General features: G+C 39.9%; 25 protein-coding genes. 4 read left to right on the top strand and 21 right to left on the bottom strand.

All coding sequences use genetic code 11. The features are described from left to right. Positions 1–76 precede the first annotated feature (76 nt). Positions 77–787, bottom strand: coding sequence for an aminoglycoside 3'-phosphotransferase (locus ACFSR0_RS05335; RefSeq protein ID WP_379980645.1), 711 nt, complete (start codon positions 785–787; stop codon positions 77–79). A 318-nt stretch (positions 788–1105) separates the two neighbouring features. Between ACFSR0_RS05335 and ACFSR0_RS05330 the strand changes: the two genes are divergently transcribed. Beyond that, positions 1106–1369 carry a hypothetical protein gene (locus ACFSR0_RS05330; protein WP_379980643.1) on the top strand — a complete coding sequence of 88 codons (264 nt, stop codon included), beginning with the start codon at positions 1106–1108 and terminating at the stop codon, positions 1367–1369. 142 nt (positions 1370–1511) lie between these two features. Here ACFSR0_RS05330 and ACFSR0_RS05325 read toward each other — a convergent pair whose 3' ends face one another. The 14 genes from ACFSR0_RS05325 to ACFSR0_RS05260 form a co-directional block, all read right to left on the bottom strand. Then, positions 1512–1775, bottom strand: a complete 264-nt coding sequence (locus tag ACFSR0_RS05325) for a type B 50S ribosomal protein L31 (RefSeq protein WP_379980641.1) — start codon at positions 1773–1775, stop codon at positions 1512–1514. 97 nt (positions 1776–1872) lie between these two features. Beyond that, complete coding sequence (gene rho / locus ACFSR0_RS05320) at positions 1873–3165, bottom strand: transcription termination factor Rho (RefSeq protein WP_379980639.1); 1293 nt, start codon at positions 3163–3165, stop codon at positions 1873–1875. 2 nt (positions 3166–3167) lie between these two features. Then, positions 3168–4430, bottom strand: coding sequence for a UDP-N-acetylglucosamine 1-carboxyvinyltransferase (locus ACFSR0_RS05315; RefSeq protein WP_379980637.1), 1263 nt, complete (start codon positions 4428–4430; stop codon positions 3168–3170). A 128-nt stretch (positions 4431–4558) separates the two neighbouring features. Further along, entirely contained in the window at positions 4559–5428 is an 870-nt protein-coding gene (locus tag ACFSR0_RS05310) for a class II fructose-bisphosphate aldolase (RefSeq protein WP_379980635.1), read from the bottom strand. A 140-nt stretch (positions 5429–5568) separates the two neighbouring features. Next, positions 5569–7182, bottom strand: coding sequence for a CTP synthase (locus ACFSR0_RS05305; protein ID WP_379980633.1), 1614 nt, complete (start codon positions 7180–7182; stop codon positions 5569–5571). Between the two features lie 182 nt (positions 7183–7364). Beyond that, complete coding sequence (locus ACFSR0_RS05300; protein WP_379980631.1) at positions 7365–7913, bottom strand: TIGR01440 family protein; 549 nt, start codon at positions 7911–7913, stop codon at positions 7365–7367. A 26-nt stretch (positions 7914–7939) separates the two neighbouring features. Further along, positions 7940–8446: an ECF transporter S component gene (locus ACFSR0_RS05295; protein WP_379980629.1), complete on the bottom strand. Its 507-nt coding sequence runs from the start codon at positions 8444–8446 to the stop codon at positions 7940–7942. 1 nt (position 8447) lies between these two features. After that, positions 8448–9248 carry a hydroxymethylpyrimidine/phosphomethylpyrimidine kinase gene (locus ACFSR0_RS05290; protein WP_379980627.1) on the bottom strand — a complete coding sequence of 267 codons (801 nt, stop codon included), beginning with the start codon at positions 9246–9248 and terminating at the stop codon, positions 8448–8450. Between the two features lie 191 nt (positions 9249–9439). Continuing rightward, positions 9440–10780: a type I glutamate--ammonia ligase gene (gene glnA / locus ACFSR0_RS05285; RefSeq protein ID WP_379980625.1), complete on the bottom strand. Its 1341-nt coding sequence runs from the start codon at positions 10778–10780 to the stop codon at positions 9440–9442. A 32-nt stretch (positions 10781–10812) separates the two neighbouring features. Beyond that, the gene (locus tag ACFSR0_RS05280; RefSeq protein ID WP_379980623.1) at positions 10813–11196 is read right to left on the bottom strand and encodes a MerR family transcriptional regulator; all 384 of its coding nucleotides are present in this window, start codon (positions 11194–11196) and stop codon (positions 10813–10815) included. Between the two features lie 241 nt (positions 11197–11437). Beyond that, positions 11438–12670: a GTPase HflX gene (gene hflX, locus ACFSR0_RS05275; protein WP_379980649.1), complete on the bottom strand. Its 1233-nt coding sequence runs from the start codon at positions 12668–12670 to the stop codon at positions 11438–11440. Next, positions 12663–13622, bottom strand: a complete 960-nt coding sequence (gene miaA / locus ACFSR0_RS05270; protein ID WP_379980621.1) for a tRNA (adenosine(37)-N6)-dimethylallyltransferase MiaA — start codon at positions 13620–13622, stop codon at positions 12663–12665. The genes hflX and miaA overlap by 8 nt, the downstream gene beginning before the upstream one ends. A gap of 42 nt (positions 13623–13664) precedes the next feature. Further along, positions 13665–14390, bottom strand: coding sequence for a glycerophosphodiester phosphodiesterase family protein (locus ACFSR0_RS05265; protein WP_379980619.1), 726 nt, complete (start codon positions 14388–14390; stop codon positions 13665–13667). A gap of 153 nt (positions 14391–14543) precedes the next feature. Next, entirely contained in the window at positions 14544–15062 is a 519-nt protein-coding gene (locus ACFSR0_RS05260; protein ID WP_379980617.1) for a hypothetical protein, read from the bottom strand. Between the two features lie 174 nt (positions 15063–15236). On the opposite strand from ACFSR0_RS05260, the gene clpP reads away from it, so the two are divergent. Beyond that, positions 15237–15821, top strand: coding sequence for an ATP-dependent Clp endopeptidase proteolytic subunit ClpP (gene clpP, locus ACFSR0_RS05255; RefSeq protein ID WP_379980615.1), 585 nt, complete (start codon positions 15237–15239; stop codon positions 15819–15821). A gap of 78 nt (positions 15822–15899) precedes the next feature. On the opposite strand, the gene ACFSR0_RS05250 is transcribed toward clpP, so the two are convergent. Genes ACFSR0_RS05250 through ACFSR0_RS05240 form a run of 3 tightly spaced genes read right to left on the bottom strand, consistent with a single transcriptional unit; the run spans position 15900 to position 19893 of the window. Further along, positions 15900–16385, bottom strand: coding sequence for a gamma carbonic anhydrase family protein (locus ACFSR0_RS05250; protein WP_379980647.1), 486 nt, complete (start codon positions 16383–16385; stop codon positions 15900–15902). A 23-nt stretch (positions 16386–16408) separates the two neighbouring features. Continuing rightward, entirely contained in the window at positions 16409–18163 is a 1755-nt protein-coding gene (locus ACFSR0_RS05245) for an ABC transporter ATP-binding protein (RefSeq protein ID WP_379980613.1), read from the bottom strand. Then, positions 18160–19893 carry an ABC transporter ATP-binding protein gene (locus ACFSR0_RS05240; protein WP_379980611.1) on the bottom strand — a complete coding sequence of 578 codons (1734 nt, stop codon included), beginning with the start codon at positions 19891–19893 and terminating at the stop codon, positions 18160–18162. The genes ACFSR0_RS05245 and ACFSR0_RS05240 overlap by 4 nt, the downstream gene beginning before the upstream one ends. A 349-nt stretch (positions 19894–20242) precedes the next feature. Between ACFSR0_RS05240 and ACFSR0_RS05235 the strand changes: the two genes are divergently transcribed. Continuing rightward, positions 20243–20455 carry a DNA-directed RNA polymerase subunit epsilon gene (locus ACFSR0_RS05235; protein ID WP_379980609.1) on the top strand — a complete coding sequence of 71 codons (213 nt, stop codon included), beginning with the start codon at positions 20243–20245 and terminating at the stop codon, positions 20453–20455. 1 nt (position 20456) lies between these two features. Then, complete coding sequence (rnjA, locus tag ACFSR0_RS05230; RefSeq protein WP_379980607.1) at positions 20457–22148, top strand: ribonuclease J1; 1692 nt, start codon at positions 20457–20459, stop codon at positions 22146–22148. Between the two features lie 166 nt (positions 22149–22314). Here rnjA and ACFSR0_RS05225 read toward each other — a convergent pair whose 3' ends face one another. The 3 genes from ACFSR0_RS05225 to ACFSR0_RS05215 are packed head-to-tail and all read right to left on the bottom strand — an operon-like array spanning position 22315 to position 25604. Next, the gene (locus ACFSR0_RS05225) at positions 22315–23286 is read right to left on the bottom strand and encodes a DUF4340 domain-containing protein (RefSeq protein WP_379980605.1); all 972 of its coding nucleotides are present in this window, start codon (positions 23284–23286) and stop codon (positions 22315–22317) included. A gap of 15 nt (positions 23287–23301) precedes the next feature. Then, a complete protein-coding gene (locus ACFSR0_RS05220; protein WP_379980603.1) occupies positions 23302–24807 on the bottom strand; it encodes a Gldg family protein in 1506 nt (501 codons plus the stop codon). A gap of 11 nt (positions 24808–24818) precedes the next feature. Then, a complete protein-coding gene (locus tag ACFSR0_RS05215) occupies positions 24819–25604 on the bottom strand; it encodes an ABC transporter permease (protein ID WP_379980601.1) in 786 nt (261 codons plus the stop codon). Positions 25605–25701 lie beyond the last annotated feature (97 nt).

The following is a 25701-nucleotide window of genomic DNA, read 5'->3' as shown; positions in this document are numbered from 1 at the left end:
AAAAATGCTCTATCAAAATCAAACTAATCAAAGAATCATTTCAGGATGCAGCGCTGTGTAGTTTTTCTCTGCAATTTTATGTATAAAAGCCTTGCAAAATACAAATGTTCCGTTTCAGCGAAAATAATAGCCAAAACAAGTCGATATGCCGATCGCCCAGACCACTATGATCCACATCAATATAGCTAGCAAATTGCCAGTCATTAAGCAAAATATTAGGTAGGCAATAATCACCATGGACAAGTGTAGTTGTTTCGAGAAGCCGTCCTTTTTCACGGATAAGTTGAATGGCTTCTAATGCAGAATAATTGTTACAATAATTTACGGAAAAATCCTTGTCAAACCTTCCAATTGTAAAATTCTGTTGCGCAGTTTCAATCAGCTCTTGGGTACGATTTTGGCTAGGGCATCCCTCCCATTTCACGTTATGAAGCCACCGTGCGTTCTCCGCAAGACGTTCGATTAGCCGTTTAGGATTGGCTAAATAATGAGCGGCTGTGCAGTCATCCCCCACCACTTTTCGAGTGAGTAGATAATCATTCTCGCGTGAAAGATACATCAATACCTCAGGCGCCACCCCTTTTTCATGAAGCCAATTCGTCATTACGGCTTCTCGGGCTAGATTTCCAGAAGTCGCTTTTTTGAGAAAATAGCCTTGCTTTTTGGGAATGTAGAGAACCTGAGCCTCCTTTGAAGAACTGCTATCGAAGACAACTGTATCTTTAAGAAAAGGATGAAAGACATCAGGATACGCTTCCAAATGAATCATTACTGGATTTAATTGCATTTCTCGTTCTCCTATTCTAGTACGTTTTTTCTTGTCCTTTATAACAATTCCATCTATCCATAATCAGTTAACTGATTGTATATTGTACTCTATTATAACAAAGTTGTGTTTGTTTTTATGGCAGCTAACTATATGTTATAGCTACCAAAATAGTGATACTTATCCTATACTTATGGTAAATAAAGGATGGTTTCATTGAAAAAAATTTTTTAGCGTTGCGCAATTGATTGGTTTGTTTTTCATGGTCCTTTTGATTCCGGCCTTTGCTACATTTGGTCTTAACAGGGACAAGAGGTAAAAGAAAGGGAGTTGAATTTTGTGACCATCATAGCTTTTCAAAAAATATTGATTGTCGGGCTAGGATGCACCATTTTTTTGTTATTCTTTGCATTATTACTAAAAATGACTAATGGCCTTTTCTGGGCGCGATTTCCAAGTGAATTTTTAACTGATAAAAATGACCCAAGATTTGAATCTGAACGCAACATTGGCAAAAAAATCGCTCATTTTCTTTTTAACTTTGTCTCACCACTTTTTATTGCTTTGTTGATTCTTCTTGTATTAACCTATATTATCAGATAATTCGAGTAGAGTAGATTATCTATGTTTTTGCATTTCGTGCAAACATAATTTCAAATGGGAATCAGAACCCAAAAAAAGAGCCTCTCTCCGAAGAGAAAAGCTCTCACAATCGTTGGTATACCAACGATTTGTCCTGTCAATATTATTGAGCAGCGTTTGCGTCTTTGAGACCGTATTTTTTGTTGAAACGGTCCACACGTCCGTCTGCTTGAGTGAATTTTTGACGTCCAGTATAGAATGGATGTGAATCAGAAGTTACTTCGACACGGATTACTGGATAAGTATTGCCGTCTTCCCATTCAATTGTTTCACTTGAGTGTTTTGTTGATCCTGACAAGAATTTGAAGCCTGTTGTAGAGTCTAAAAAGACTACTGGATGGTAATCTGGATGGATATCTTTTTTCATGTGTTTTCTCTCCTTTGCCCTGAGTCATTTGCTGAAACAGAGTTATTTGTCTATAATGCAACAAGAGTATAGTATCATTTTTCACGCCTCTTGGCAATTATCTTTTGCGATTTTTTGCATTCTTTTCGTTAAACGTGACATCTTGGAAGGCTTCAAGAAAGGCTTCGTTGGTGTCCGTTTTTTTCATGAAGCGAATCAGTTGTTCTGTAAATTCCAATCCGTCTCCTTGTAGTTGATTACGTAACCGCCATGTCTCTTCTAATTGATCTTCTTGCATAAGTAATTCTTCTTTACGCGTGCTGGATTTCTTCAAGTCAATAGCTGGGAAAATTCGACGTTCTGCTAATTGACGAGATAATTGCAATTCCATATTGCCTGTTCCTTTAAATTCTTCATAAATGACGTCATCCATCCGGCTCCCTGTATCAACCAATGCAGTCGCAATGATAGTCAGGCTGCCGCCCTCTTCGATGTTGCGCGCAGCACCAAAGAATTTTTTGGGTTTGTACAAAGCGGCTGGATCAATTCCTCCACTTAGCGTACGCCCACTTGGCGGAGAAACTAAGTTGTACGCTCTTGCTAAACGTGTGATGCTATCCATTAGAATCACCACATCGCGCTTGTCTTCAACCAGTCGCATTGCTCGTTCTAAAACCAATTCGGACACTCGGGTATGATTGCTTGGTTGCAAATCAAAGGTGGATGAAACCACGTCTCCTTTCACACTCCGTTCCAAATCCGTCACTTCTTCTGGACGTTCGTCGATTAATAGCACAATCAATTCTACTTCTGGATGATTTGTTGTAATGCCATTCGCAATTTCTTTTAAAATGCTTGTTTTTCCTGCTTTTGGTGGTGCTACAATCAGTCCACGTTGGCCAAAGCCAATCGGTGCAAATAAATCAATCATTCTTGAAGAAATTCGACCTTTCGTAGTCTCCAATTTCAGTTGTCTATTTGGGTACAATGGTGTCAGAGCCGGAAAATGTGGTCGTTGCTTGGCTTCTTCTGGATTCTTGCCGTTGACTCGATCAACATGCATTAGCCCATAATAGCGTTCAGATTCTTTTGGTGGGCGAGCTTTACCGGCAACTTTGTCTCCATTTCGTAAACCGAAACGGTAAATTTGGCTGGAAGAAATATAAATATCTTCAGCACTAGGACCATAATTGATTGGTCGCAAAAAGCCATATCCTTCTTGACCAATAATATCCAACACACCTTCAACCAGAAAGAAGCCCTGTTTTTCTGCTTGTGCCCGAATAATAGCCAACGCCAATTCCTTTTTATTCATCTGACTATAGTAAGGTATTTTAAATTCTTTGGCGTATGAATAGATTTCTTTGAGTGTTTTGCTTTCTAACTCCGAGATGGTTAAATAATCTGCCATACTTACTCCTCAATCATTTCAATGTCTGCACCTAGTGCCGTTAATTTTTCAACGATATGGTCATATCCGCGTAAAATGTATCCGACTTTGTTAATGGTTGTTTCTCCTTCAGCCATTAAACCGGCGATGACTAGGCATGCACCTGCACGCAAATCGGATGCAGCAACTTCCGCTCCTTGTAAGTTCGCTGGACCATCTAATAACATCATATTACCTTCAATACTTGCTTTTGCGCCCATTCGAACTAATTCTGGGATATGATTGATCCGTTTTTCGTAAATCGTATCAATCACTTCTGAATGACCACCCGCTTTTAAAAGTAGCGGGGTGATTGGCTGTTGCAAATCCGTTGCAAACCCAGGGTATGGATACGTTTTTACGTTAACAGGCTTCAAGTTTTTTGTTTCGTGAACAAAAATACTGTCTTCTCCGACATCCATTTGTACACCCATCTCTGTCAATTTGGCTAAATAACTTTCCAAATGTTCGTGTAAGACGTTTTTTACATTAATGCCCGTTCCGACCGCAGCTGCCATGGCGATATAAGTACCTGCTTCGATACGATCTGGAATAATGCCATGTGTTGTACCATGTAACTCATTTACACCCGTAATGCGAATGACATCTGTCCCCGCACCTTTAATATCGGCGCCCATTTTATTTAATAAGTTGGCAACATCAATGATTTCGGGTTCACGTGCTGCATTTTCAATGATTGTTTTGCCCTTTGCTTTTACGGCAGCTAACATAATGTTAATCGTTGCGCCGATTGATACCATATCAAGAAAGATATTGGTCCCAACTAGACCATCTTCATCTGTACGTAAATACATTGCACCATGTTCATTTGTAACCTTTGCACCTAATGCTTCAAACCCTTTGACGTGTAAATTAATCGGACGAGGACCTAAATAACACCCACCTGGTAAGCCAACTACAGCTTCCCCAAATTTACCTAATAAGGCGCCCATAAAATAATAGGATGCGCGTAAACTATTGATTTTTCCAGTTGGCATGGGAATTGAAACAATTTCAGTAGGATCGATGGTTAGTTGATGATGATGAAAGGAGGTTTTGACACCCATAATTTCGAGAATTTCGATTAAGGAGTGAACATCTTGAATATCGGGAACACCTTCTAATACAACAGGAGTGTCCGCTAAGATTGCAGCAGGGATTAATGCAACGGCACTATTCTTGGCACCACTAATGGTAATCTCACCGGTTAATGGGTGATTGCCACGTATTTTTATTTTTTTTGTCATTCTTTTCACCTATACTCTTCATTTGTCCGTGTCACATGTCAATGACACATCGGATTTATTTTATCACAAAAAGAGTATAAAAAAAAGGCAATGAGCCATGCTCATCGCCTTTTCTAGTATCCTTTTGATTAAGCTTTGTTAGCAGAACCGAACCAATCAATGTGTTCTTCACAGTCTTTGATGATTGCAGCTTTACCTGGTGCTAATAATTTACGAGGGTCAAATCCTTTTCCTTCTAAATCTTTGCCAGCTTCGATGTATTCACGAGTTGCTTTAGCAAAAGATAATTGGAATTCAGTGTTAACGTTCACTTTAGAAATACCCATTGAGATAGCTTTTTCGATTTGGTCTTGAGGAATTCCAGAACCGCCATGTAATACTAAAGGTACATCAGAACCTACAGCATCAGCGATTGCTTGTAAATGGTCAAAAGCTAAACCTTTCCAGTTTTCAGGGTATTTACCATGGATGTTACCAATACCACATGCTAGGAAGTCAATTCCAGTGTTAACCATTTGAACACATTCATCAACGTCTGCTAATTCACCAGCACCGATAATACCATCTTCTTCACCACCGATTGAACCAACTTCACATTCAACTGAAACGCCTTTTGCATGTGCTTTTGCAACAACGTCTTTCGCTAATTTTAAGTTTTCTTCAAATGGTAAATGAGAACCGTCAAACATAACTGAAGTGTAGCCAACTTCGATACATTCTAATGCATCTTCATAATGACCATGGTCTAAATGCAAGACAACGGGTACAGTAATGTTTAATGATTCGATTAAATCAGTTACTAAATCTTTGACTAATTTATATCCACCCATGTATTTTGCGGCACCCATTGATGTTTGGATTAATACAGGTGCTTTCTTTGCTTCAGCAGCTTCTAAAATTGCTTGTGTCCATTCTAGGTTGTTTGTATTAAACGCACCTACTGCATAACCACCTTGACGTGCTGCCTTGAAGATTTCAGTTCCTGATACTAATGGCATAATAAATTCCTCCTAAGTTTTAAAAAGCCCTTTTTGTTAAGTTGTCCTTAACTTACATACACAGTTTAGCAAATTTTCTTTTCATTTCCAAGTAAAACTATCAAAATCTGTGCAGTTTTTCGCAAATGAAACAAGTCCATTTATTTGGAAGCGTCTGCTTCTTCAATGGAAGCTCCAACAAATGCTTTGATAAGACTTTGCGGACGTGTTGGGCGTGAAATCAGCTCTGGATGGAATTGACAACCAACGAAGAATTTATTTTGTGGTAATTCAATAATTTCCACCAATCGATTATCCGGTGATACACCTGAAAAGACCATTCCATTTTGCTCAAATATTTCCCGATAGCTATTATTAAATTCATAGCGATGGCGATGGCGTTCTTGAACCACTTCTTGATTGTGATAAGCTGCTGCAGTTTTGGTTCCTTTTTTCAACTTACATGGATACAAGCCCAAACGCAATGTTCCACCCATGTTCTCAACGTTTTCTTGATCCGCCATCAAATCAATGATGTTATGTTTGGTTTCAGGAACGTTTTCAGCTGAATGCGCATTCGGTAGCCCTACAACGTGCCGAGCAAATTCGACACAAGCCATTTGCATACCTAAGCAAATGCCTAGAAACGGTACATCATGTTCACGTGCATAACGGATTGCTTCTATTTTACCTTCAATGCCGCGATCACCAAAACCACCTGGAACCAAAATGCCATCCACATTCTTTAAGCGTTCGACAACATTTTCAGCTGTGATGTCTTGAGAATTGATCCATTTGATATCGATATCTGAATCAAATGCAAAGCCGGCATGTTTCAATGATTCAACAACAGAGAGGTACGCATCCGGTAGTTCCACATATTTTCCGACCAACGCAATGCGCACGGTTTTCTTTAAATGCAAAACTCTCTCTTCAAGTTCACGCCATTCCGTCATATCTGCTTGTGGTGCATCAATTTTTAAATGATCACAGACAATTTGATCCATTTTTTGAGCTTGTAAATTCAAAGGAATGGAATACAACGTCTCAACGTCTCGGGACTCAATAACTGCCTCTGGTGCAACGTCACAAAATTGAGCCAATTTATTTTTGGTTCCTTGAGATATGGGTAGTTCTGAGCGAACCACTAATATGTTTGGTTGAATTCCCAAACCTCTTAGCTCTTTCACACTGTGTTGAGTTGGCTTGGTCTTCATTTCACCCGCCGCTTTTAAATAAGGCAACAACGTCGTATGAATATACATCACATTCTCAGAACCAACGTCCGCTTTCATTTGGCGCAATGCTTCTAAGAAAGGCAATGATTCAATGTCTCCTACCGTTCCACCAACTTCAGTAATGATGACGTCAGAATCCGTCATGCTTGCTGCACGCATGATTTTTTCTTTAATTTCGTTGGTGATATGTGGGATTACTTGGACCGTAGCACCTAAATATTCCCCTTTACGTTCTTTACGGATGACTTCAGAGTAGATTTTCCCAGTCGTAACATTCGAATACTTGTTCAGATTGATGTCAATGAACCGTTCATAGTGTCCAAGGTCTAAATCGGTTTCTGCTCCATCATCTGTCACGAATACTTCCCCATGTTGATATGGACTCATCGTACCTGGGTCTACATTAATATAAGGATCAAATTTTTGAATCGTTACTTTTAAGCCACGATTTTTTAGTAATCTTCCTAATGATGCTGCCACAATTCCTTTACCGATTGACGAAACCACACCGCCAGTTACAAAAATGTACTTTGTCATAAATTGAAAAACTCCTTTGTCTAGATTCACAGGTGAAAGTAAAAAAATAAAAAGTCGCTCCCTATTCCATTTGAAATAGGGAGCGATGAATTATCGAACTTTCTGACTCTTTCTAAGAGTGCCCAAACAGAATACTACCTTCTCACAAGTCAAAAGTCAATTGAAAAACTTATTTTTTGTTTTTATTCGTAATGAGCTCTTGGTCCGCCAATATATTTAGGCCGACTTGTTAGCGCTGTTACGTGTGCTCCACCTAATTCTTTGATACTTGGGCGAAATGGAACCTGTACGTGTTTTACATGCATCCCAATTGCTGTGTCACCAATATCAATACCAGCTTTTGCACAAATGTGTTCCACTTCGATTGGTTGATCAAATTGATGGAAAGCAGCTACAGAACATGCCCCACCTGCATGTAGTTGGGGAACGACTGCTACTTCTTCGAAATGATGGACGTCAGCAACGGCTCTTTCAACGACTAATGCTCGATTCAAATGTTCACAACCTTGGATGGCTAAGAAAATGCCTTTTGGTCTTACGATAGATAAAACAGCGAAAACAATCCACTCGCCCACTTCGGCACTAGAGTTTTTCCCAATCTGACCACCCATCACTTCGCTCGTTGAACACCCCAAAACAAATAAATCACCAGCTGTTAAATGACCGGCTGTAACAACTTCATCCACTATTTGTTGGACTGTTTCTTTTACGCTTTTCTCTGTAAGATGCATTGTCAAAGACTCCTTTTTCGTTCTCTTTACTCGTGATGCGATTGCTTTTGCCGCAAATGGCTTGATTGAAGTGCCCGTTGTAACAGTTGACTCATCGGCAACCCAATGAATAACCCGAACCCACTTTGAATGCTATTACCAAAAATTGACGCCCATCCCGCTGCGTAGCCATAAAGCAGACTGGTCGCGAAAAAATAACCAATCATCATTACTAGACATCCTAGGAGTAATGCGAGAATTTGGCGAGGGTTTGCTTTTCCTTTCGCATGGCCGACTAGCCAACCTTGAAGTCCATGGATGAAAAAGGAAAAGACCATCCATTGAGGATAACCGGAAAACAGATCAATCAACCCACCACTCAGACCGCCAACAATGAAGCCCGCCAATGGACCAAAAACAAGTGAAACAGCATAAATCCCACCATCACATAGCGTGACAAACCCATTGGTCGCAGGAACTGGGATTACTACCAGCAACGACAAAACGACAATTGTTGCAATAAGGATCCCATATAGACTAACATTCCGTGCCATATTACTTTGCCTCCTTAAGAACTGGGACACCCCCATGCCAAAAGCTCCCGAAATTTGGGGCAACAGCTACCCCTTTTTTCAATCCATCCGCTACATATTCTTTGGCTATTTGAACAGCCGTACTGATTGCCGTTTGTTCACTTAGCTGAGCGGCTAAACTGGCAGAAAAAGCACAACCTGCTCCGTTTTCGAATGCTTGCGTCTGTTTTTTTCCTTTAAAAGTGGTGGTCGTTTCCTCAATAGTTAGACAATCGATAGCGTCCGCTCCCGGCAGACGATTGCCACCTTTAATCACGACTGCAACCCCAAGCATTTTGGCAAGTTGTTGTGTTGCCATAACCAATTGGCTTTCATTTGTGATTGGATGATGGAGAAACTGTTCGGCTTCTCGTAAATTAGGTGTCACTAATGTTGCCAGTGGCGCCAATTTTGAAAAAAGTGCTTCTTTAATTGATTTTTGTGCGTTGCCGTTGTGCTCTTTCATAACCATAACTGGATCGACAACAATCGGTATACCTGGTTTTAAGCGTAGGAACTCTTTTATTTCCTTGACTTGCTCAACTTGTCCAATTAAACCAATTTTAATCGCTGCGAGATTCACATTTTGGAGTGATTGCAACTGCTGTCTGACTAACTCAGGCGCAAGAGAATGAATAGAAAAATCATCCTTTGTATTTGTAACAATTGCCGTTAACACACTCAGACCAAATTGTCGGTGATTCTCAAATGTTTTGAGATCTGTTTGGACGCCTCCACCAGCATATGGATCAGATCCGCCAATCGTTAAAACAAGTTTTTCCATCCTTCCACCTCATTTTTTCTTTTCATCTTAGCTTTTTTTAAAAGGAAAAGAAACAACCAATTGGACTTATTTTAAACCATCCAATTTTTTGGTTATCCTGCAGAACACAAAAAAGCATCGAAGCCTGCTATGCAAGTCTTCGACGCCTTACTTTGATTGAACAGGACCCTATCTAAACGTGTCCTGAAATGCTAATACAATTCTAAATATTGTTCTCTTTCCCAAGTAGATACTGTTTGGCGGAATGCTGCCCACTCCATCCGTTTGGCTTCTTGGAAGTTATTAAAAATATGGTCACCCAAAGCATCGACAATGACTGAATCGGCGCGCAATTCTTTTAGTGCATTGTGTAATGTTGATGGCAAATCGAATATTTTCGCTGTTTTGCGTTCAGCTTCATTCATAATATAAATATTACGATCCACTGCTTGTGGTGGTTGAATTTCATTGCGAATCCCATCTAAACCAGCTTGTAATAAAACAGCTAACGCTAAATATGGATTTGCTGAAGGATCAACCGAGCGCAATTCCAAGCGAGTAGAAAGCCCGCGTGATTCAGGTACACGAATCAGTGGTGAACGATTGCGACCAGACCATGCCACATACACAGGCGCTTCAAATCCTGGTACCAATCGTTTATACGAATTCACTGTCGGATTACAAATCGCTGTGAAAGCCCGCGCATGTTCCATTAAGCCGCCTAAAAAATAATAGGCTGTTTGACTTAATTGCAAGGGTCCTTCTGGTTCAAAAAAGGCATTTTCAGAACCTCTAAATAACGACATATTGCAATGCATTCCTGAACCATTAATGCCAAATAATGGCTTCGGCATAAACGTCGCATGTAACCCATGTTTACGGGCGATTGTCTTGACTACTAGTTTAAATGTTTGAATATTGTCACAAGCTTCAATGGCGTTCGCATATTTAAAATCAATTTCATGTTGTCCGGGAGCGACCTCATGGTGGGAAGCTTCCACTTCAAATCCTAATTTTTCTAGTTCGAGAACGATATCTCGTCGGCAGTTTTCGCCAAGATCAGTCGGAGCAAAGTCAAAATAACCACCATTATCGTTTAAATCCGTCGTGATGGAACCATCTTCGGCCAATTTAAAGAGAAAGAATTCTGGTTCGGGGCCTAAATTAAAGGAAGTAAAGCCCATTTTTTCCATATCTACTAACGCGCGTCGCAAATTCCCGCGTGGATCACCTGCAAATGGTGTTCCATCTGGATTGTAGATGTCACAAATTAAACGCGCCACTTTTCCATGATCAGTTTCCCAAGGAAAAATCATCCACGTACTTAAATCAGGATAAAGATACATATCACTTTCCTCAATGCGCACGAATCCTTCAATGGACGACCCATCAAACATCATTTTGTTTTCAAGTACTTTGTCAACTTGTGATACGGGTACTTCCACGTTCTTGATTGTCCCCATGATGTCGGTGAACATTAAGCGTAGAAAACGGACATTCTCTTCTTTGATTATCGCTTTGATATCTTCTGCAGCATACGTTGTTTTTGGCATTTTTTCATCTTCCTTTTTTTATATTCCAAAACTTAATTCAGTTTAGGCCCTCTTTGATGGTAAGGATTGGCTTGATTTAATCCTCCTTGAAGCAAAATTTCATCGTAAAAAATCCGTCTCACATCATTATCGGTCAATGTTTGTTTATGAATGGCCGCTTCTTCTTCCTCTTTTTTCATTTCATACACACGCTTAATCCCTGCCATATTCAAACCATCGGATAGATAATCCTTAATTTCTAAGAGTGTATCAATGTCATTGAGCGAATACATGCGTCGATTGCCTTCACTTCGTTCTGGGTGAATCAAGTTCTGTTCTTCATAATACCGAATTTGTCGAGCAGTCAAATCGGTTAGCTTCATGACTGTTCCAATGGGAAAAACTGACATAGAGCGTCGTAGTTCTTTTTCGCGCATAAATTCTCTCCTCCTTTTCAGCAACCCTTTTCAATCTACTAAAACTATAGCAAGCATTCAAATAACTGTCAAGATTTCATGTTAGATAATATTACATTATTTTCGTAATAAAAATCTCCTAAAAAACATAAAAAAATAAGCGTTTGTATCAATTTTCCTATCAAAGAAACGTTGTAGAAATACGTTCCATTCCTTGATAAATTGACACTTTCACGCTTAATTTGGTTTCTTTTTTGTAATATTACTCTTCCACGTTGGCATTGTCGTCATTTTTTTCGCGGAAGCCACGAAGATGGTAGCTATTTTGTTGTTCGTCGAACGTCTTCGAAATAATCAACGTTTGTCGTTCAATGGTCACCAACTGACCTGCTTTTTCTGCTGGTAACCATTGTTCATACGGTTCCCAAATTGCCATCAAAAATCGTTTGACTCCTTGTGCTAGGGCCTCTTTTCCTTGAAAGTTTTTCGCCGACACAAGAATATTTGGAAAAAGGGTCGGAATAAATTGGTTTGCTACTATTTTATCGGCTTTATTGTATATTGTTAACGTTGGGATGGTGTCTAGCTTTAGGTCTTTCATCAGCTTCAAGACAGTTGCCTCCTGCTGAATGCGCTCAGGCGAACTGGCATCAACTACGTGGAGTAAGATATCCATATCTTGGCTCTCCTCTAACGTAGAATGAAACGCATCAACCAACTGTGTGGGTAGTTCTTGGATAAAGCCTACAGTATCTGTTAACGTCACAGTTAGTCCTTCTGGTAACCGCCATTTTTTTGTTAGCGGATCAAGCGTTGCAAATAATTGATCTTGTTCATAGGTATCCGCTGCAGTCAGGCGATTTAAAATCGTTGACTTGCCCGCATTGGTATAACCAATCAAACCAATTTGTAACGTAGCATGCTGACTTCTTCGAGTGCGGGTCCTTTCACGATGATCGGCAACTTGTTTTAGTTCACGTTTAATTTTGGCAATTCGATCACGGATATGGCGTCGATCGGTCTCTAATTTTGTTTCACCTGGTCCGCGGGTACCAATCCCAGCGCCCAAACGGGACATGGATGCCCCTTGACCAACCAGTCGTGGCAATAAGTAATTCAATTGAGCCAACTCTACTTGTAATTTCCCTTCCTTTGACCTGGCTCGCAAAGCGAAAATGTCCAGGATGAGTTGAACTCTGTCTAAAACCAATACACCCACTGCTTCACTGATGATTTGTTGTTGCCGAGGAGATAGCTCTTGATTAAAGATAACCAAATCAATCTCTTCTTCCTCGATGCATCGCTGTAGTTCCTGCAATTTGCCTTTTCCAACCAAGGATTGACGATCAACCGTCGTTCTCTTTTGAGTGAATAATTGGACAATTTCTGCTTCAGCTGTTTTTGCCAATTGAACCAGCTCTTGCATTGATGACTCAAAGTGACGGTAGTTTTCTTCGGTTTCAACTCCAACTAAAATGACTTTTTCTCTACTTATCACAAGCAATCCTCCTCCACTTTTGCAACTGATCGACTAACAATACTTCCTCCTCTGGGTGGGCCAACAAATCAATCCAAAGCGGGGTCATTCGATTTCGAAACCATGTCAGTTGGCGTTTGGCATATCGTCTTGAATGCAGTTGAATCAATGCGACGGTTTCTTCAAGTGTCAACTCTCCGCGGAAATAGGGTAGCCATTCTTTGTACCCAATCCCTTGGGCTGCCTGAACATCTGGAAACGCAAGAAAGCGTTTGGCTTCTTCCATCAATCCCTGATCAACCATTGCGAGGACACGCTGATTGATTCGCTCGTACAACAATGCTCGCTCCGTTGTTAGCCCAATTAGAAAATAATCATACAAAGGTACCGGTGTTTCTTTGGGCGCTGTTATGCTATGGCCTGTCGTTAGTATGACTTCTATTGCCCGAAAAACTTTGCGACGATTGTTAGGGTGAAGCTGTTTGGCTGCTAATGGATCATGCAAAAGCAAGTGCTGCCAAAGCTTTTCGTTGGACCACTCCGCAGTGTCTGTTTCTAGTTGTTGAACAAGCTGCTGTTGTTCCTTTGATTGAATTCCGTCACTACCTAATTTGTAATCAAACAATAACGCTTGAATATAGAGACCTGTTCCCCCCACTATAATTGGTAGTTTCCCTTTTTGGGAAATTGCCGCAATTGCCGCACGGGCCTCCTTTTGAAAATCTGCAACAGAATACGTGTCCTGCCAATCACGAATATCGATTAAATGATGAACCGCTGCTGCTTGTTCCGTTGCAGTGGCTTTGGCTGTACCAATATCCAACTCTCGGTACACTTGCAAAGAATCACCACTAATAATTTCGCCATCCAAAGCTTGGGCCAAATCGATGCTAAGCGCGGTTTTGCCAACCGCCGTTGGACCGACAATCACGATCACTTTTTGTTTTTCTTCTGGTGTTGTTTTCTCCATTTTCTTTTTTGATCCTATTCTTTCTCTGTTCCTGATTCGCTATTAGACACGGTCTAGCATTCCATGCACACGGTCAGGAAAATTAGTAATTACACCTGCAACAGGCAAATTTACTGCTTCATGAATCTCACGCTCATTATTTACCGTCCAGATGCGCACGGCTTTGGGAAATTGTTCGACTTGTTGACGCTCTTTTAATGCACCACTTAATTTCAGATGAACCCCTTCTAAGAACGGACTATTCGCTGCTCGTTCATAGTTTCCTCGAAAAGATCGGATGAGCCAATCCAACGGCGCATTGGGGTCCAAAGTAGCCATTTTTTGCAAGGAATCATAGCGAAAGCTACAATACCAATAGGTAAATGGCCATACTTGGCTCATCATAAAAGCTGCTAGCTTTTCTTCAATTTCTGGATAAGCGTAATTGTCTGTCTTTAATTCAATGACTAGCACGCCGCGATAATTACGCAATACTAGTAGATCACAAACTTCTTTTAAAGTTGGAATTCTTGTGGCTTTGTAACGAGCATTGAACCAACTGCCAGCATCCAATTTTTTTAGCTCCGCAACTGTCTTCCCGCGGACAAGCCCTTTGCCATTGGTTGTGCGCTCGACAGACTCATCGTGAATCACCACCAATTGTTGGTCCAATGACAAGTGGACATCCAATTCAATTCCCGTGGCACCGGAACGTATCGCCTCTGCAAAAGCAGGCAACGTATTTTCTGGTGCCACCCCGCTACTTCCTCGATGGGCAAGTATTTGCATGCGAACTCTCCTTTTCTTTCACATTTTCAGGTGCGCTTTTTGCTGACTATTGGAAAACGAAGCCGCTATTTCTGACCCAATTGTCTGAGGCGACTTCGCTTATCGTTTACTTTGAACCGCTCATGACTAAAATCGCGAGGGTTCTCGGCTATTTTATAAAGGATTGGAAAAATATGTAAATGGTTTGTCTGTTTGTTGCTTCAATTGTACCTTACGTTCATAAATCATTTCTTTGATTTTATCAGAAAACTGTTCCATTAGAACCCGGCCACCCTTAAAGGTGTACCCACCCACTTGGACAGTTTCTTCCGGTGATAACACCACTTTTCTTGTAGCAATTTTTTTAAAAAATTCCTCAATAAAATAATTTGGTAGATAAAAACTATTTTGTGCGGCAAATGATTGAAGATAAATGTAATCATCCACCGTAATATAACAATCATCAAACGCGTCAAAACTGACATATTTATCCATCATGACAATTCGTTTTTCAAGAATTTCAATAATTTTTTTGTTTAGTAACACCAATGTTTCAATTTCTTTTACCTTATGATCCATCTCACGACGATATTTTTCTTTTCGTTCATCATAACGAATTCGTAAATTGAACGTAAACGTGACGATGGCTGCGCCAACAAACACGCCCAGTAAGCCAATGAAAAAATAGGTCATAGAAAAACCCCCTCATTCTTTGTCTTTCATTTTAGCATTTTTCCCTTTTTTTTAGTATCATTTTCCGTCGATTTTTTTATTTGACCTTTATTGACCTTGTGTGTATACTTACTTTTAGGTTTTGGCACAGCATTGTGCTACACTGACTTTATAGAATTTAAGGAGGAGTTTTCCATGAATTTAATTCCAACAGTTATTGAACAATCATCACGGGGTGAAAGAGCGTACGACATCTATTCTCGTCTCTTAAAAGATCGAATCATCATGTTAAGTGGACAAGTCACAGATGACTTAGCAAACTCAATCATCTCTCAGTTGCTTTTTTTAGATGCCCAAGATTCAGAAAAAGATATCTACCTTTATATTAATTCTCCTGGTGGTAGCGTGACAGCTGGTTTGGCCATTTTTGATACGATGAACTTTGTCAAAGCAGATGTTCAAACCATCGTAATGGGCATGGCTGCTTCAATGGGTAGCTTTCTTTTAACAGCTGGAGCAAAAGGCAAACGTTTTGCTTTACCCAATGCAGAAATCATGATTCATCAACCTTTAGGTGGTGCGCAAGGACAAGCAACTGAAATTGAAATTGCGGCACGACACATCCTAAAAACTCGCGAACGCCTAAACAATATTTTGGCAGAACGTACTGGTCAACCGCTTGATGTTATCGAAAAAGATACAGACCGTGATAACTTTATGACGGCACAAGAAGCCAAAGATTATGGTCTAATCGATCAAATTCTTGTCAATAAAAAATAAGCAAAAAAAACCATCACACGTGCCACTCGGAGTAGTCGCGGTGTGATGGTTTTTTAGTGCAAAAAATTTATGCGCGTATTATTTTTTTTCGGGGTATTGATTGGCCAGAAACTCTTTTGATAAACGAACATAATGGTCCGTATTCGCGTGATTGGCCGCAATTTCCTCTAAAGTTAATTCCCGAATCACTTTTGCAGGGCGACCAAAAGCCAATGAATTGGGCGGAATCACAGTATTTTTTGTCACTAATGATCCAGCACCAATCAGACTGTTTTCGCCGATGACTGCACCATCTAAAATAATGGAGCTCATTCCAATCAAAGCGCCCTTCTCAATTGTGCAACCATGAATCATACATTGATGGCCGATGGTTACATGTTCTTTGATGATTGTCGGATGATCATCTCCCACGTGAATAATGGTGCCATCTTGCACATTGGTTTCATCACCAACTACAATTGGATGCAAGTCTGCTCGAAGTACGCTGTTAAACCATACACTGCTATCTTCTCCTAATGTAACGTCGCCGACAACCACTGCACCTTTGCCAATAAAATACGTCATCACTTGTTCCTTCTTTCTTTTCATTATTGATCCTCAGCGAACTGACTATTGTACAATTCACTGTAAAAACCATTTTTCGCCAGTAAGGTTTCATGAGTTCCTTGCTCAACAATTTGACCTTTGTTTAATACCAAAATTAAATCAGCAGATCGAATGGTTGATAACCGATGGGCGATAATAAAACTAGTTCGACCTTGCATCATCGTTTCCATCGCTTTTTGAATTAGTTGCTCAATTCGTGTATCAACCGAACTTGTTGCTTCATCTAAAATAAGAATTTTGGGATTGGCTAAAATTGCTCGTGCAATCGTCAGTAATTGCTTTTGCCCCAAAGATACATTTTCACCTTCTGCATTGATAACCATTTCATAGCCATTTGGCATCGTGCGAATGAAATGATCCACATTTGCGGCTTTTGCTGCATCAACTACTTCATAATCGGAAGCAGCGAGACGACCAAACCGAATATTATCCGCAATTGTCCCTTCATATAGCCAAGCGTCTTGTAAGACCATTCCGAACAAAGAACGGACTTCTTTGCGTGAAACATTCCGCGAATCAATCCCATCAATTTTAATTGCACCGTGAGTCACATCATAAAAGCGCATCAACAGGTTGATCAATGTTGTCTTACCCGCCCCTGTTGGTCCAACAATAGCAACCGTTTGACCCGGCTTCACATGGAGATTAAATGATTGAATCAGTGGCTTCTCCGGTGTATAAGCAAATGACACATTGTCAAAAATGACCTCTCCTTGTATGGGAGCAAGAAAATGCTGCGTTTCGGTTTCAATGGATTCTTCTGATTCATCCAAAAAAGTGAAGACCCGTTTCGAAGCAGCAGAAGCACTTTGCAGTAGGGAAGATAATTGTGTAATATTCCCCAATGGTTGACTCACTTGCCAAATGTATTGAATGAAAGCTTGCAATTGACCAACCAACAACGTTCCAAGAATGACGTAACGAATTCCCATGACAGCCATCACAATATAGGTCAAATAAGCAGTTAATTGGACAAGCGGCATCATCAAGCCGGAAATGACCGTTGCTCGAAAGCCAAAATGACGAAGCCGATGATTGACTTGGTGGAAACCTGCGAATGTCTGCTCTTCTCGTCCGTACATTTTAAGCACACTGAATCCTGTCATGTTCTCTTGTACGAAGCCATTCATTGTCCCTAAAGACTGTTGCATTTCATTAAAATATTTTTGTGATTTTTTAACAATTGTTCGCGAAATCAAAAACGATGCTGGAATCATTAGCAAGGCAATACTTGCCATTAACGGTTGGATGTAGAACATCATACCGATAGCAAACGTAAGACTAAGAAGAGCCGAAGCAATCCCAATAAATGCTTGTTGCAATGCTCCACCGACTGCATCCACATCATTGGTTACACGCGACAAAATATCCCCTTGTTTTTGTCGATCAAAATAAGCAACTGGCAATCGGTTAATTTTTTGATCAATTTCTTGTCTCAAGTCTTTCATGGCTGACTGAACAACCGTCGTCATCAGTGTTCCTGCTAACAACTGAGAAACACCATAACCAAGCCCCACAAAAAGAATCCATCCCAAAAGATTACGTATGTATTCAAATTGGATTGGCTGACCAGCTAAGACGCTTTTAGCTACCGCCGAAGTTGGCAGACCAATCACATAGGGTAAGGCTGCGTTTAACGCAACACTCACTAGGGTAAGGAGCACAACCAAGGCAAAACGAAATTTATAGGGATTCAAGTAGCGAAACAAACGTAGAAGTGATTGAATACCTTTCATTTTTTTAACTCCTCCTCTGTCAGCTGCGATGATGCAATATCATAGTAAACTGGACAAGTCACCAGTAAGTCCTCGTGTGTACCGGCCCCAACAATCTGTCCTTCATTTAATACAATAATCTTATCCGCATGCCGAATGGTTCCCACTCGTTGGGCGACAATAATAACGGTTGCTTGACGTGTAATGGGATACAAAGCAGCCCGTAATTTGGCATCCGTTTGATAATCCAAAGCTGAAAAACTATCATCAAATATATAAAGTTCTGGTTGACGGATAATGGCCCGTGCAATCGCTAGTCGTTGCTTTTGCCCTCCTGATAAATTGCTGCCTCCTTCAGAAACTTTGGTATGGATGCCTTTTGGTAAAGCGGACACAAATTCAATGGCTTGAGCAATCGTCAGCGCATGAATGATTTCTTCCTCCGTTGCGTCTTCCTTTCCGTAGCGTAAATTCTCGGCAATCGTTCCAGAAAAAAGAAGTGCTTTTTGCGGGATATACCCAATTTTCTTCCGTAAAGCTGGCAATTGATAGGTTCGTACATCATGACCATCCAATTCAACCACTCCTTCACTTGCATCAAAAAAGCGTGGAATCAATTGAACCAATGTTGATTTTCCGCTACCTGTACTACCAATGAAGGCAACCGTCTCACCAGGTTGGGCAGTAAATGATATTTTGCGAATAACAGGTGTCTCGCTTTGGCCAGGATACGCGAAGGTTACTTGACGGAATGCGAGGTAGCCAGCTGTTTTAGTCTCAACAATACCATCAATGGGATTAACAATTGCTGGTTCAACTGCTAAGGCTTCCTGAATACGCCCCGCCGAAACTGCCGCCCTAGGATAGAGCATAAAAACAGTCGCAAAAAGCATAAAGGAGAAAAGCGCATGAAAAATATACTCGATGAAGGCAATCAATGTCCCTACTTCTAAAGAACCTTGACTGATTTGAACGCTCCCTGTCCAAATAATGATAACCATAACGATATTGAACAAAAAGAAAAATCCTGGTTGTGCAAAAGCCATCAACCAAAAAAGTTTTTTGGAACTTGAAGCGTAAGCCTCATTCACACTCTCAAAACGCTGCTCTTCAAAATCCTCTTTTACAAAGGCTCGAATGACCCGCAATCCCGAAAGATTTTCACGTAAAATGCTATTCATTTTATCAAGATTTCTTTGTTGTTTCATTGAAAGTGGATCGGATATTTTGGCGATGGCGACTACGCCAAGCAATAGGATAGGAAGAGCCGCTAACACATACATCCCTAAAGAAGAACTTGTTCGAAAAACCATAAACAAACTCATCCCAAACATCACTGGTGTAATCAAGCCCATCCGCAAGATATTTTGCAAAAACAGCATGATTTGATAGGCATCATTTGTCACTCGCGTAATTAACGAAGCCATTCCGAATTTTTCGTATTCAATATGTGAATAGGTTTGCGTTTTGGCAAACAAATCATCTCGAATATCGGCGGTAATGCTAGATGTAATGCGAGCAGTTGAAATACCCAACCCAATATTTAAAGAAATACCGACAAGAACCACCAGAAGCATGTACCATCCCAATGTTTGCACGTAGTCAAAATCCTTATTTTTTACGCCAACATCAATCATTTGTGCCAATAATGTTGGTAATCCTAGCTCAATCAAAACAAATCCGAATGCACAGACTAGATTCACTAGCACCAAAAATTTGTATTTCATCGTGTACTGCCACATTAGTTTCAACAAAAATTCCCCCTAGTATTTCTCTCACAATCACTATAACATAGGGCTATTTGGAAAGAAATAACTTCCGTAGTTGCTCAAAAACTCCGCGCGTGGTTTCTATACTTATCGGTCATTCTATGATAAACTATACTGTAAGTATGGAATTCATTCCAAGTGTTCGGTGAAAATTTTTTATAGACATTCAGAAAAGCGATGACGAGGCTTTCTCTTTTCTTGCACCTTTTTCGTGTGAGCGAAGTATCTAGTTCTTTTTTCGGCCAACGAAAGGTCTTCTTTTTGTTGGACAATACTGTACACACAGCTAAAATAAACAAACTGCATGACGCAGATAAAGGAGTTAATATACATGATTTATAAAGTTTACTATCAAGAAACAAAAGAAAGAAATCCAAAACGTGAACAAACCCACGCAATATACGTTGAAGCCGATTCTGACGTAACGGCACGACAAATCGTTGAAGATCACACCCCATACAATATCGAATACGTCCAACTATTAGATGGAAACCATCTGGCATATGAGCAAGAAAATGCCGATTTCCAATTAACGGAGTTTTAACATGAAAGTCTCGCTGAAAAACAATGAGACAGGTGTCTTTGGCATTGGTGGACTAGGTGAAATCGGAAAAAATTGTTATGGGGTTCAATTTCAAGATGAAATTATTTTAATCGATGCAGGAATCAAGTTTCCAGAAGATGAATTACTTGGAATTGACTATGTGATTTCCGATTACAGCTACATCATCCAAAATCTCCACAAAGTGAAAGGCTTGTTTATTACTCATGGACATGAAGATCACATCGGCGGAATTCCTTTCCTACTTCGTCAAGCAAACATGCCAATCTATGCAGGACCGCTAGCCTTAGCTCTGATTACCAATAAATTGGAAGAGCACGGCTTGCTCCGTGATGCTGAGCTACATGAAATTCATGAAGATACGATTGTTCGTTTCCGAAAGACAGCCGTTAGTTTCTTCCGAACAACTCACAGCATTCCAGATACATTAGGAATTGTTGTCAAAACTCCTTCAGGTAATATTGTGGCCACGGGTGACTTTAAGTTCGACTTCACACCAGTTGGAGAACCTGCCAATTTACACAAAATGGCGCGAATTGGTGAAGAAGGTGTCCTCTGTCTGCTATCAGATAGTACCAATGCTGAGATACCAACCTTTACCAAATCTGAAAAAACAATTGGTACATCCATTGTGCATATTTTTGAGAAAATTGATGGACGTATCATCTTTGCTAGCTTTGCTTCCAATATCTTTCGATTGCAACAAGCAGCCGATGCAGCCGTTGCAACTGGTCGCAAAATTGCAGTTTTTGGTCGAAGTATGGAAAATGCCATTGTCAACGGGCAAAGACTGGGTTATATCAATGTACCTAAAGGAACGTTTGTCGACGCAAGCGAATTGAATCGATTACCTGCAAATGAAACACTTATTCTCTGCACAGGTTCACAAGGCGAACCAATGGCTGCGTTAAGTCGAATTGCCAATGGTACTCATCGTCAAATTCAAATTCATCCTGATGATACAGTCATTTTTTCAAGTTCACCGATTCCTGGAAACACTACTAGTGTCAATCATCTGATTAATCTATTGCTGCAAGCCGGAGCAAATGTCATTCATGGAAAATTGAATAACATTCATACTTCGGGGCATGGTGGTCAAGAAGAACAAAAATTGATGTTGCGTTTAATGAAGCCAAAATTCTTTATGCCGGTACATGGGGAATTTCGTATGTTGAAGATTCATACGAAATTAGCCCAAGCGACAGGTGTTCCGAGAGAAAACTGCTTCATTCTTGAAAATGGCGATATGTTAGCCTTAACTGCTGATACAGCTAGAGTCGCCGGCCATTTTAATGCCAACGATGTCTATGTTGACGGCAATGGTGTAGGCGATATTGGCAATGTTGTCTTACGTGATCGGAGAATTCTCTCAGAGGAAGGTTTAGTATTAGCCGTTGCAACCGTTGATATTGCCAAAAAAGAAATCTTGGCAGGACCTGAGATTTTATCTCGTGGCTTTGTGTACATGCGTGAATCTGGCGAAATGATTAACGAAGGACAAAGCATCTTATTCCGTGCACTCCGAGAAACGCTAAAACAACCAGATTGCAATGAACACAAGTTAAAAGAAGCAATGGCTGGTGCACTCCAACCGTTCTTATTTGATCAAACAGAACGTCATCCAATGATTCTTGGTATGATCATGAGTCCCGATTCAGTAAATGACGATAATTAAGAAAATTATTTAATAAGAAGCAAAACGTCTCTTTAACTATAATGAATCTTATAGTTAAAGAGACGTTTTTTATAAAGATGCAAAAAATCTAGTTTGCAATTCTCAGCTTTGCTCAATTTAAATTGGGAAACTTTCTATATCGCTTTTGCTTGTTGTATTTCGATACCTAGTTAAAAGCACTTTCCAATGAGGTGACAGTACTTTCACTCAATTGATAAATCACAACCGATTCAGTGAATTGAACATATTGATACCCTTCAGTAGTGGAGGCTTTTCCGACGTAAAATGTAAAACTTTTCTCTATTTCGTTTTCATCAAGGTAATTCACCGTGTAGGTCGTTCGACTTTCCTTGTCTAGTCCATAGGTGCTTAAATCAGAAACAGTGGGTTTATAGTTTACAGCCCCATAGCTAACTAGGGAGACCAAAGCTGTTGTTGCAGTATCGTATGGTGTTGATTCTGTGGATGTAGAGGTTGCCTTCTCACTCGCTTCTTCAGAAGAACTTGTTGCATCGTTATCTATCTTTTTCGTAGTGCCATCAGCTTTGATTTGTTCTATTGAATTTACGTTGTTACTAGACATTGTCGGAATTGTCGGTGAAGCGACAAGTGAATTTAAATCAAAAGTCAAATAACTTTCAAAACCTGTCGCAATCACATAAATAGCTGGTTCATCAGCTAGCTTAGCATAATAGCTACCGTCAGCTAAGGCATTCCCGATTAAGATTGTCTGGGTTTTGCCCTTTTTGTTAGTTACACTAATTTTATACGCTGGATTATCCAGTCCGTATGCACTTATCTCTTCCAAGTTGGTGGTTAACTTTCGCGTTGCGGTTAGCTTGCCAAAATAACTAGCAATACTGCTTACTGAACTGCTAGATAGTTCTGTAGAAGTTGCACTTGCTTCGGTCCAAGCATCATCACTTAAAGAAAAAGTCATTGTCTTTGTTCCGTTTGTATAGCTGATTTTTTTGGTCTTACCTTGTTTCGTCAAATAGATTGTCTCAGCTTCAGATGATGCGGTCTCTTCTTCTGCGACTTTTGTGTTGTAAGCTTTTAGTCCAACATAGGTAGCTAATAAGACGACAAAAACAATACCTAAGATGACAAAAGGCCGCAGCTTTTGATTGATTTTCATATATGCGCTCCTCCTTTAGACTTTTCGGCGACGGAACCAAAGGATAAAGCCACCAATTAAAATCGCACCTGGTAAAATAAAGATGGTCGAAATACTGTATTGACCTGCGCTAACAACGGTATTTTGATTGCTTCCTAACGTCTTAGCTTCAATCGAAAGATTTGTCGTTCCATCAAAGTTACCACTCACCATGTTCATAAAGAGTGTGCTATTTTCAAGTGTTGGATAATTTGATAATAATGTATCATCCACCATATTAGTCGTGCTCAAGACTGTTAGCTTGCCGGCTTCAGTCTTTTCTGCGGTCGAGCTTGTTGTTGACTCACTAGTTGAGTCTGTCGTATCTGTCGCTACAGTTTTTTGATCAACCACGGCTGCCAAAATATAGGTTCCTTGTTTTTGTTCCTCATCAGTCACGTTATAGCCATTTGAACTAGTTGTCATCAAGTTGGTGACTGTCACATTGTCAATGCTTGGATCGACTGAGGTAAAGCCCTTGGTATTGGCAATTAACAACATTTTATTTGTTATACCTGTTGCATAATCACCAGAAAGAGAAAGTTCGGGATAGAGATAATAAGACGATCCTTGGAATGAACGCTCAGTATCTGCAATATAGCCAGATGTCTCTGCTAAGCCATAAGCTTTTAGAAATGCTAAAAGTTTCGGCAAATCAGGATTTTCCGAACTTAATGCCACCATGACTTTGCCGCCATCAGCAATATAACTCTCCAAATTTTTGATTTCATTATCGGTAAAGTCAGTAGTTGGTCCATAAATTAATAACAGATTAGCATCCGTCGACATCGTATCAGTCAGGACACTATTGTACATATCAGTCTCGTAATTAGCCTTGGTGAATAAAGTACTAATCGTGCTCGGTAAGCTACCTTCCCCATGTCCTTCTGTCAGGTAAACTTTTTGCTTTGTTGTATTGGTTAATGTGTTTAGCGCACTGGTTAATTGCCCTTCACCATCAAACGTCGTAACCGTGTTATACGAGCTATCGTAGCTTGATGACAGGATATTTGAGAAAGCCACTGTTGTGCTCTTGTCAGTTGTTTTGTCTTTAATATAGATGGTATTTTCTTCTACGTTGTAGTTGGTCAATGCCGAAGGATGGACGACTGGGTCAATCCATTTGACTGAGATATTGTCTGATAAATCGGCATAATTTTCAATGAAGGACTTGATACGTGTATCCGTACTGCTCTTATCGGCGACTACAACCATTTGAATCGAGTCATCCATCGATTTTAAGAATTTTTTACTGACATTTGATACTTCTAATATTTGCTCTTCAGTTAAGTCAATCGATTGCCATTTGGTTGGTAGTTGCCGAACTACTAAGTTGGCCACAATTAAAATGACGATTACCAGAACGGTTAACGCTCCTCGGTAACTTCCCTGTCTAAAAGAAGTGCTTTTAAATGAGGCGCCAATTTCTTTTTTGATTGTTTGTAGTGACTTTTTATTCGGTTGCTTAAAAATTTGTTTGATTTTTCCGCTTAATTTTTTCATCTTCCTACCTCCTAGCTCCAGCGTCTCTTTTGAATGACTTGAATGGTCAAATAGTTAAACGCAACAATCAAGCTGAGCAAGAGAAAGACATTCGGAATATTTAACAAATTGCTATCCACCAAATCTGTCAAAACCGCAGTTAAGTCAAAACTTGATAAAATATTCGTCAATAAACTTTCAAATGATGTTTTTGTCACAAAATACACAATAATTGTGCCTAATGCGAAAACTGCATAGATGAGAGAGGTAAACTTCCAATTTTGTAAATACGATTGCAAGGCTAAAGCGACCAATGCAAACAAAATAAGGACCATCATTAAATTAGCAAACGTACCAGATGGCAAATAATTCGTTAATGTACTCCAAAAATAAAGCAACAACAATACCGCCATCGTTCCTACTGCAGCAATAATTTGACTTTCAGTCGTTGAAGATAAAAACATGCCAATTGCAATATAGACGGAACCAATTAGGAAAAACATCAATATGGTTAAGTAATCAATTAGAAAATGAGCTGTTCCTAGCATTCTAATAATTACAGGGAAAATCATAAAAATGACACAGGCAATCCCAAGAATACTGATCATTGCCAAATATTTACCTAACACAATTTTAGTGACTGATACAGGTGAGGTTAGTAAGAGCTGATCACTTTTATTATGCCGCTCTTCAGCAAAAGACTTCATCGTCAAAATTGGCACAATCACAATCATCACTAACAATCCTGAACCAAGTGCATAGGAAAAATAGTTGTATCCATAATTAAGGTTATACACCATAAAATAAATGCGGTTCATTGTAAGATGAACTTAGCCACTTTCAAGCAATAAAAAAACGTCATAGCGAAAAATCGTGTATTATTGAAGTTCCAACACAATCAATAAGGAGATTTTC

The sequence above is a fragment of the Enterococcus camelliae genome (genome assembly GCF_042685105.1).
Taxonomy (GTDB): domain Bacteria; phylum Bacillota; class Bacilli; order Lactobacillales; family Enterococcaceae; genus Enterococcus_G; species Enterococcus_G camelliae.
This window is presented reverse-complemented; position numbering and strand designations above follow the sequence as displayed.

Coding starts and splice junctions, on each gene's coding strand:
- ACFSR0_RS05310 (WP_379980635.1), bottom strand. CDS start 5,428: ATGCCATTAGTATCAGGAACTGAAATCTTCAAGGCAGCACGTCAAGGT.
- ACFSR0_RS05265 (WP_379980619.1), bottom strand. CDS start 14,390: ATGCAAATACTTGCCCATCGAGGAAGTAGCGGGGTGGCACCAGAAAAT.
- clpP (WP_379980615.1), top strand. CDS start 15,237: ATGAATTTAATTCCAACAGTTATTGAACAATCATCACGGGGTGAAAGA.
- ACFSR0_RS05315 (WP_379980637.1), bottom strand. CDS start 4,430: ATGACAAAAAAAATAAAAATACGTGGCAATCACCCATTAACCGGTGAG.
- ACFSR0_RS05260 (WP_379980617.1), bottom strand. CDS start 15,062: ATGACCTATTTTTTCATTGGCTTACTGGGCGTGTTTGTTGGCGCAGCC.
- rho (WP_379980639.1), bottom strand. CDS start 3,165: ATGGCAGATTATTTAACCATCTCGGAGTTAGAAAGCAAAACACTCAAA.
- ACFSR0_RS05220 (WP_379980603.1), bottom strand. CDS start 24,807: ATGAAAAAATTAAGCGGAAAAATCAAACAAATTTTTAAGCAACCGAAT.
- ACFSR0_RS05250 (WP_379980647.1), bottom strand. CDS start 16,385: ATGACGTATTTTATTGGCAAAGGTGCAGTGGTTGTCGGCGACGTTACA.
- ACFSR0_RS05280 (WP_379980623.1), bottom strand. CDS start 11,196: ATGCGCGAAAAAGAACTACGACGCTCTATGTCAGTTTTTCCCATTGGA.
- ACFSR0_RS05290 (WP_379980627.1), bottom strand. CDS start 9,248: ATGGAAAAACTTGTTTTAACGATTGGCGGATCTGATCCATATGCTGGT.
- glnA (WP_379980625.1), bottom strand. CDS start 10,780: ATGCCAAAAACAACGTATGCTGCAGAAGATATCAAAGCGATAATCAAA.
- ACFSR0_RS05215 (WP_379980601.1), bottom strand. CDS start 25,604: ATGAACCGCATTTATTTTATGGTGTATAACCTTAATTATGGATACAAC.
- ACFSR0_RS05235 (WP_379980609.1), top strand. CDS start 20,243: ATGATTTATAAAGTTTACTATCAAGAAACAAAAGAAAGAAATCCAAAA.
- ACFSR0_RS05335 (WP_379980645.1), bottom strand. CDS start 787: ATGCAATTAAATCCAGTAATGATTCATTTGGAAGCGTATCCTGATGTC.
- ACFSR0_RS05325 (WP_379980641.1), bottom strand. CDS start 1,775: ATGAAAAAAGATATCCATCCAGATTACCATCCAGTAGTCTTTTTAGAC.
- ACFSR0_RS05305 (WP_379980633.1), bottom strand. CDS start 7,182: ATGACAAAGTACATTTTTGTAACTGGCGGTGTGGTTTCGTCAATCGGT.
- ACFSR0_RS05225 (WP_379980605.1), bottom strand. CDS start 23,286: ATGAAAATCAATCAAAAGCTGCGGCCTTTTGTCATCTTAGGTATTGTT.
- ACFSR0_RS05245 (WP_379980613.1), bottom strand. CDS start 18,163: ATGAAAGGTATTCAATCACTTCTACGTTTGTTTCGCTACTTGAATCCC.
- ACFSR0_RS05295 (WP_379980629.1), bottom strand. CDS start 8,446: ATGGCACGGAATGTTAGTCTATATGGGATCCTTATTGCAACAATTGTC.
- miaA (WP_379980621.1), bottom strand. CDS start 13,622: ATGGAGAAAACAACACCAGAAGAAAAACAAAAAGTGATCGTGATTGTC.
- rnjA (WP_379980607.1), top strand. CDS start 20,457: ATGAAAGTCTCGCTGAAAAACAATGAGACAGGTGTCTTTGGCATTGGT.
- ACFSR0_RS05300 (WP_379980631.1), bottom strand. CDS start 7,913: ATGCATCTTACAGAGAAAAGCGTAAAAGAAACAGTCCAACAAATAGTG.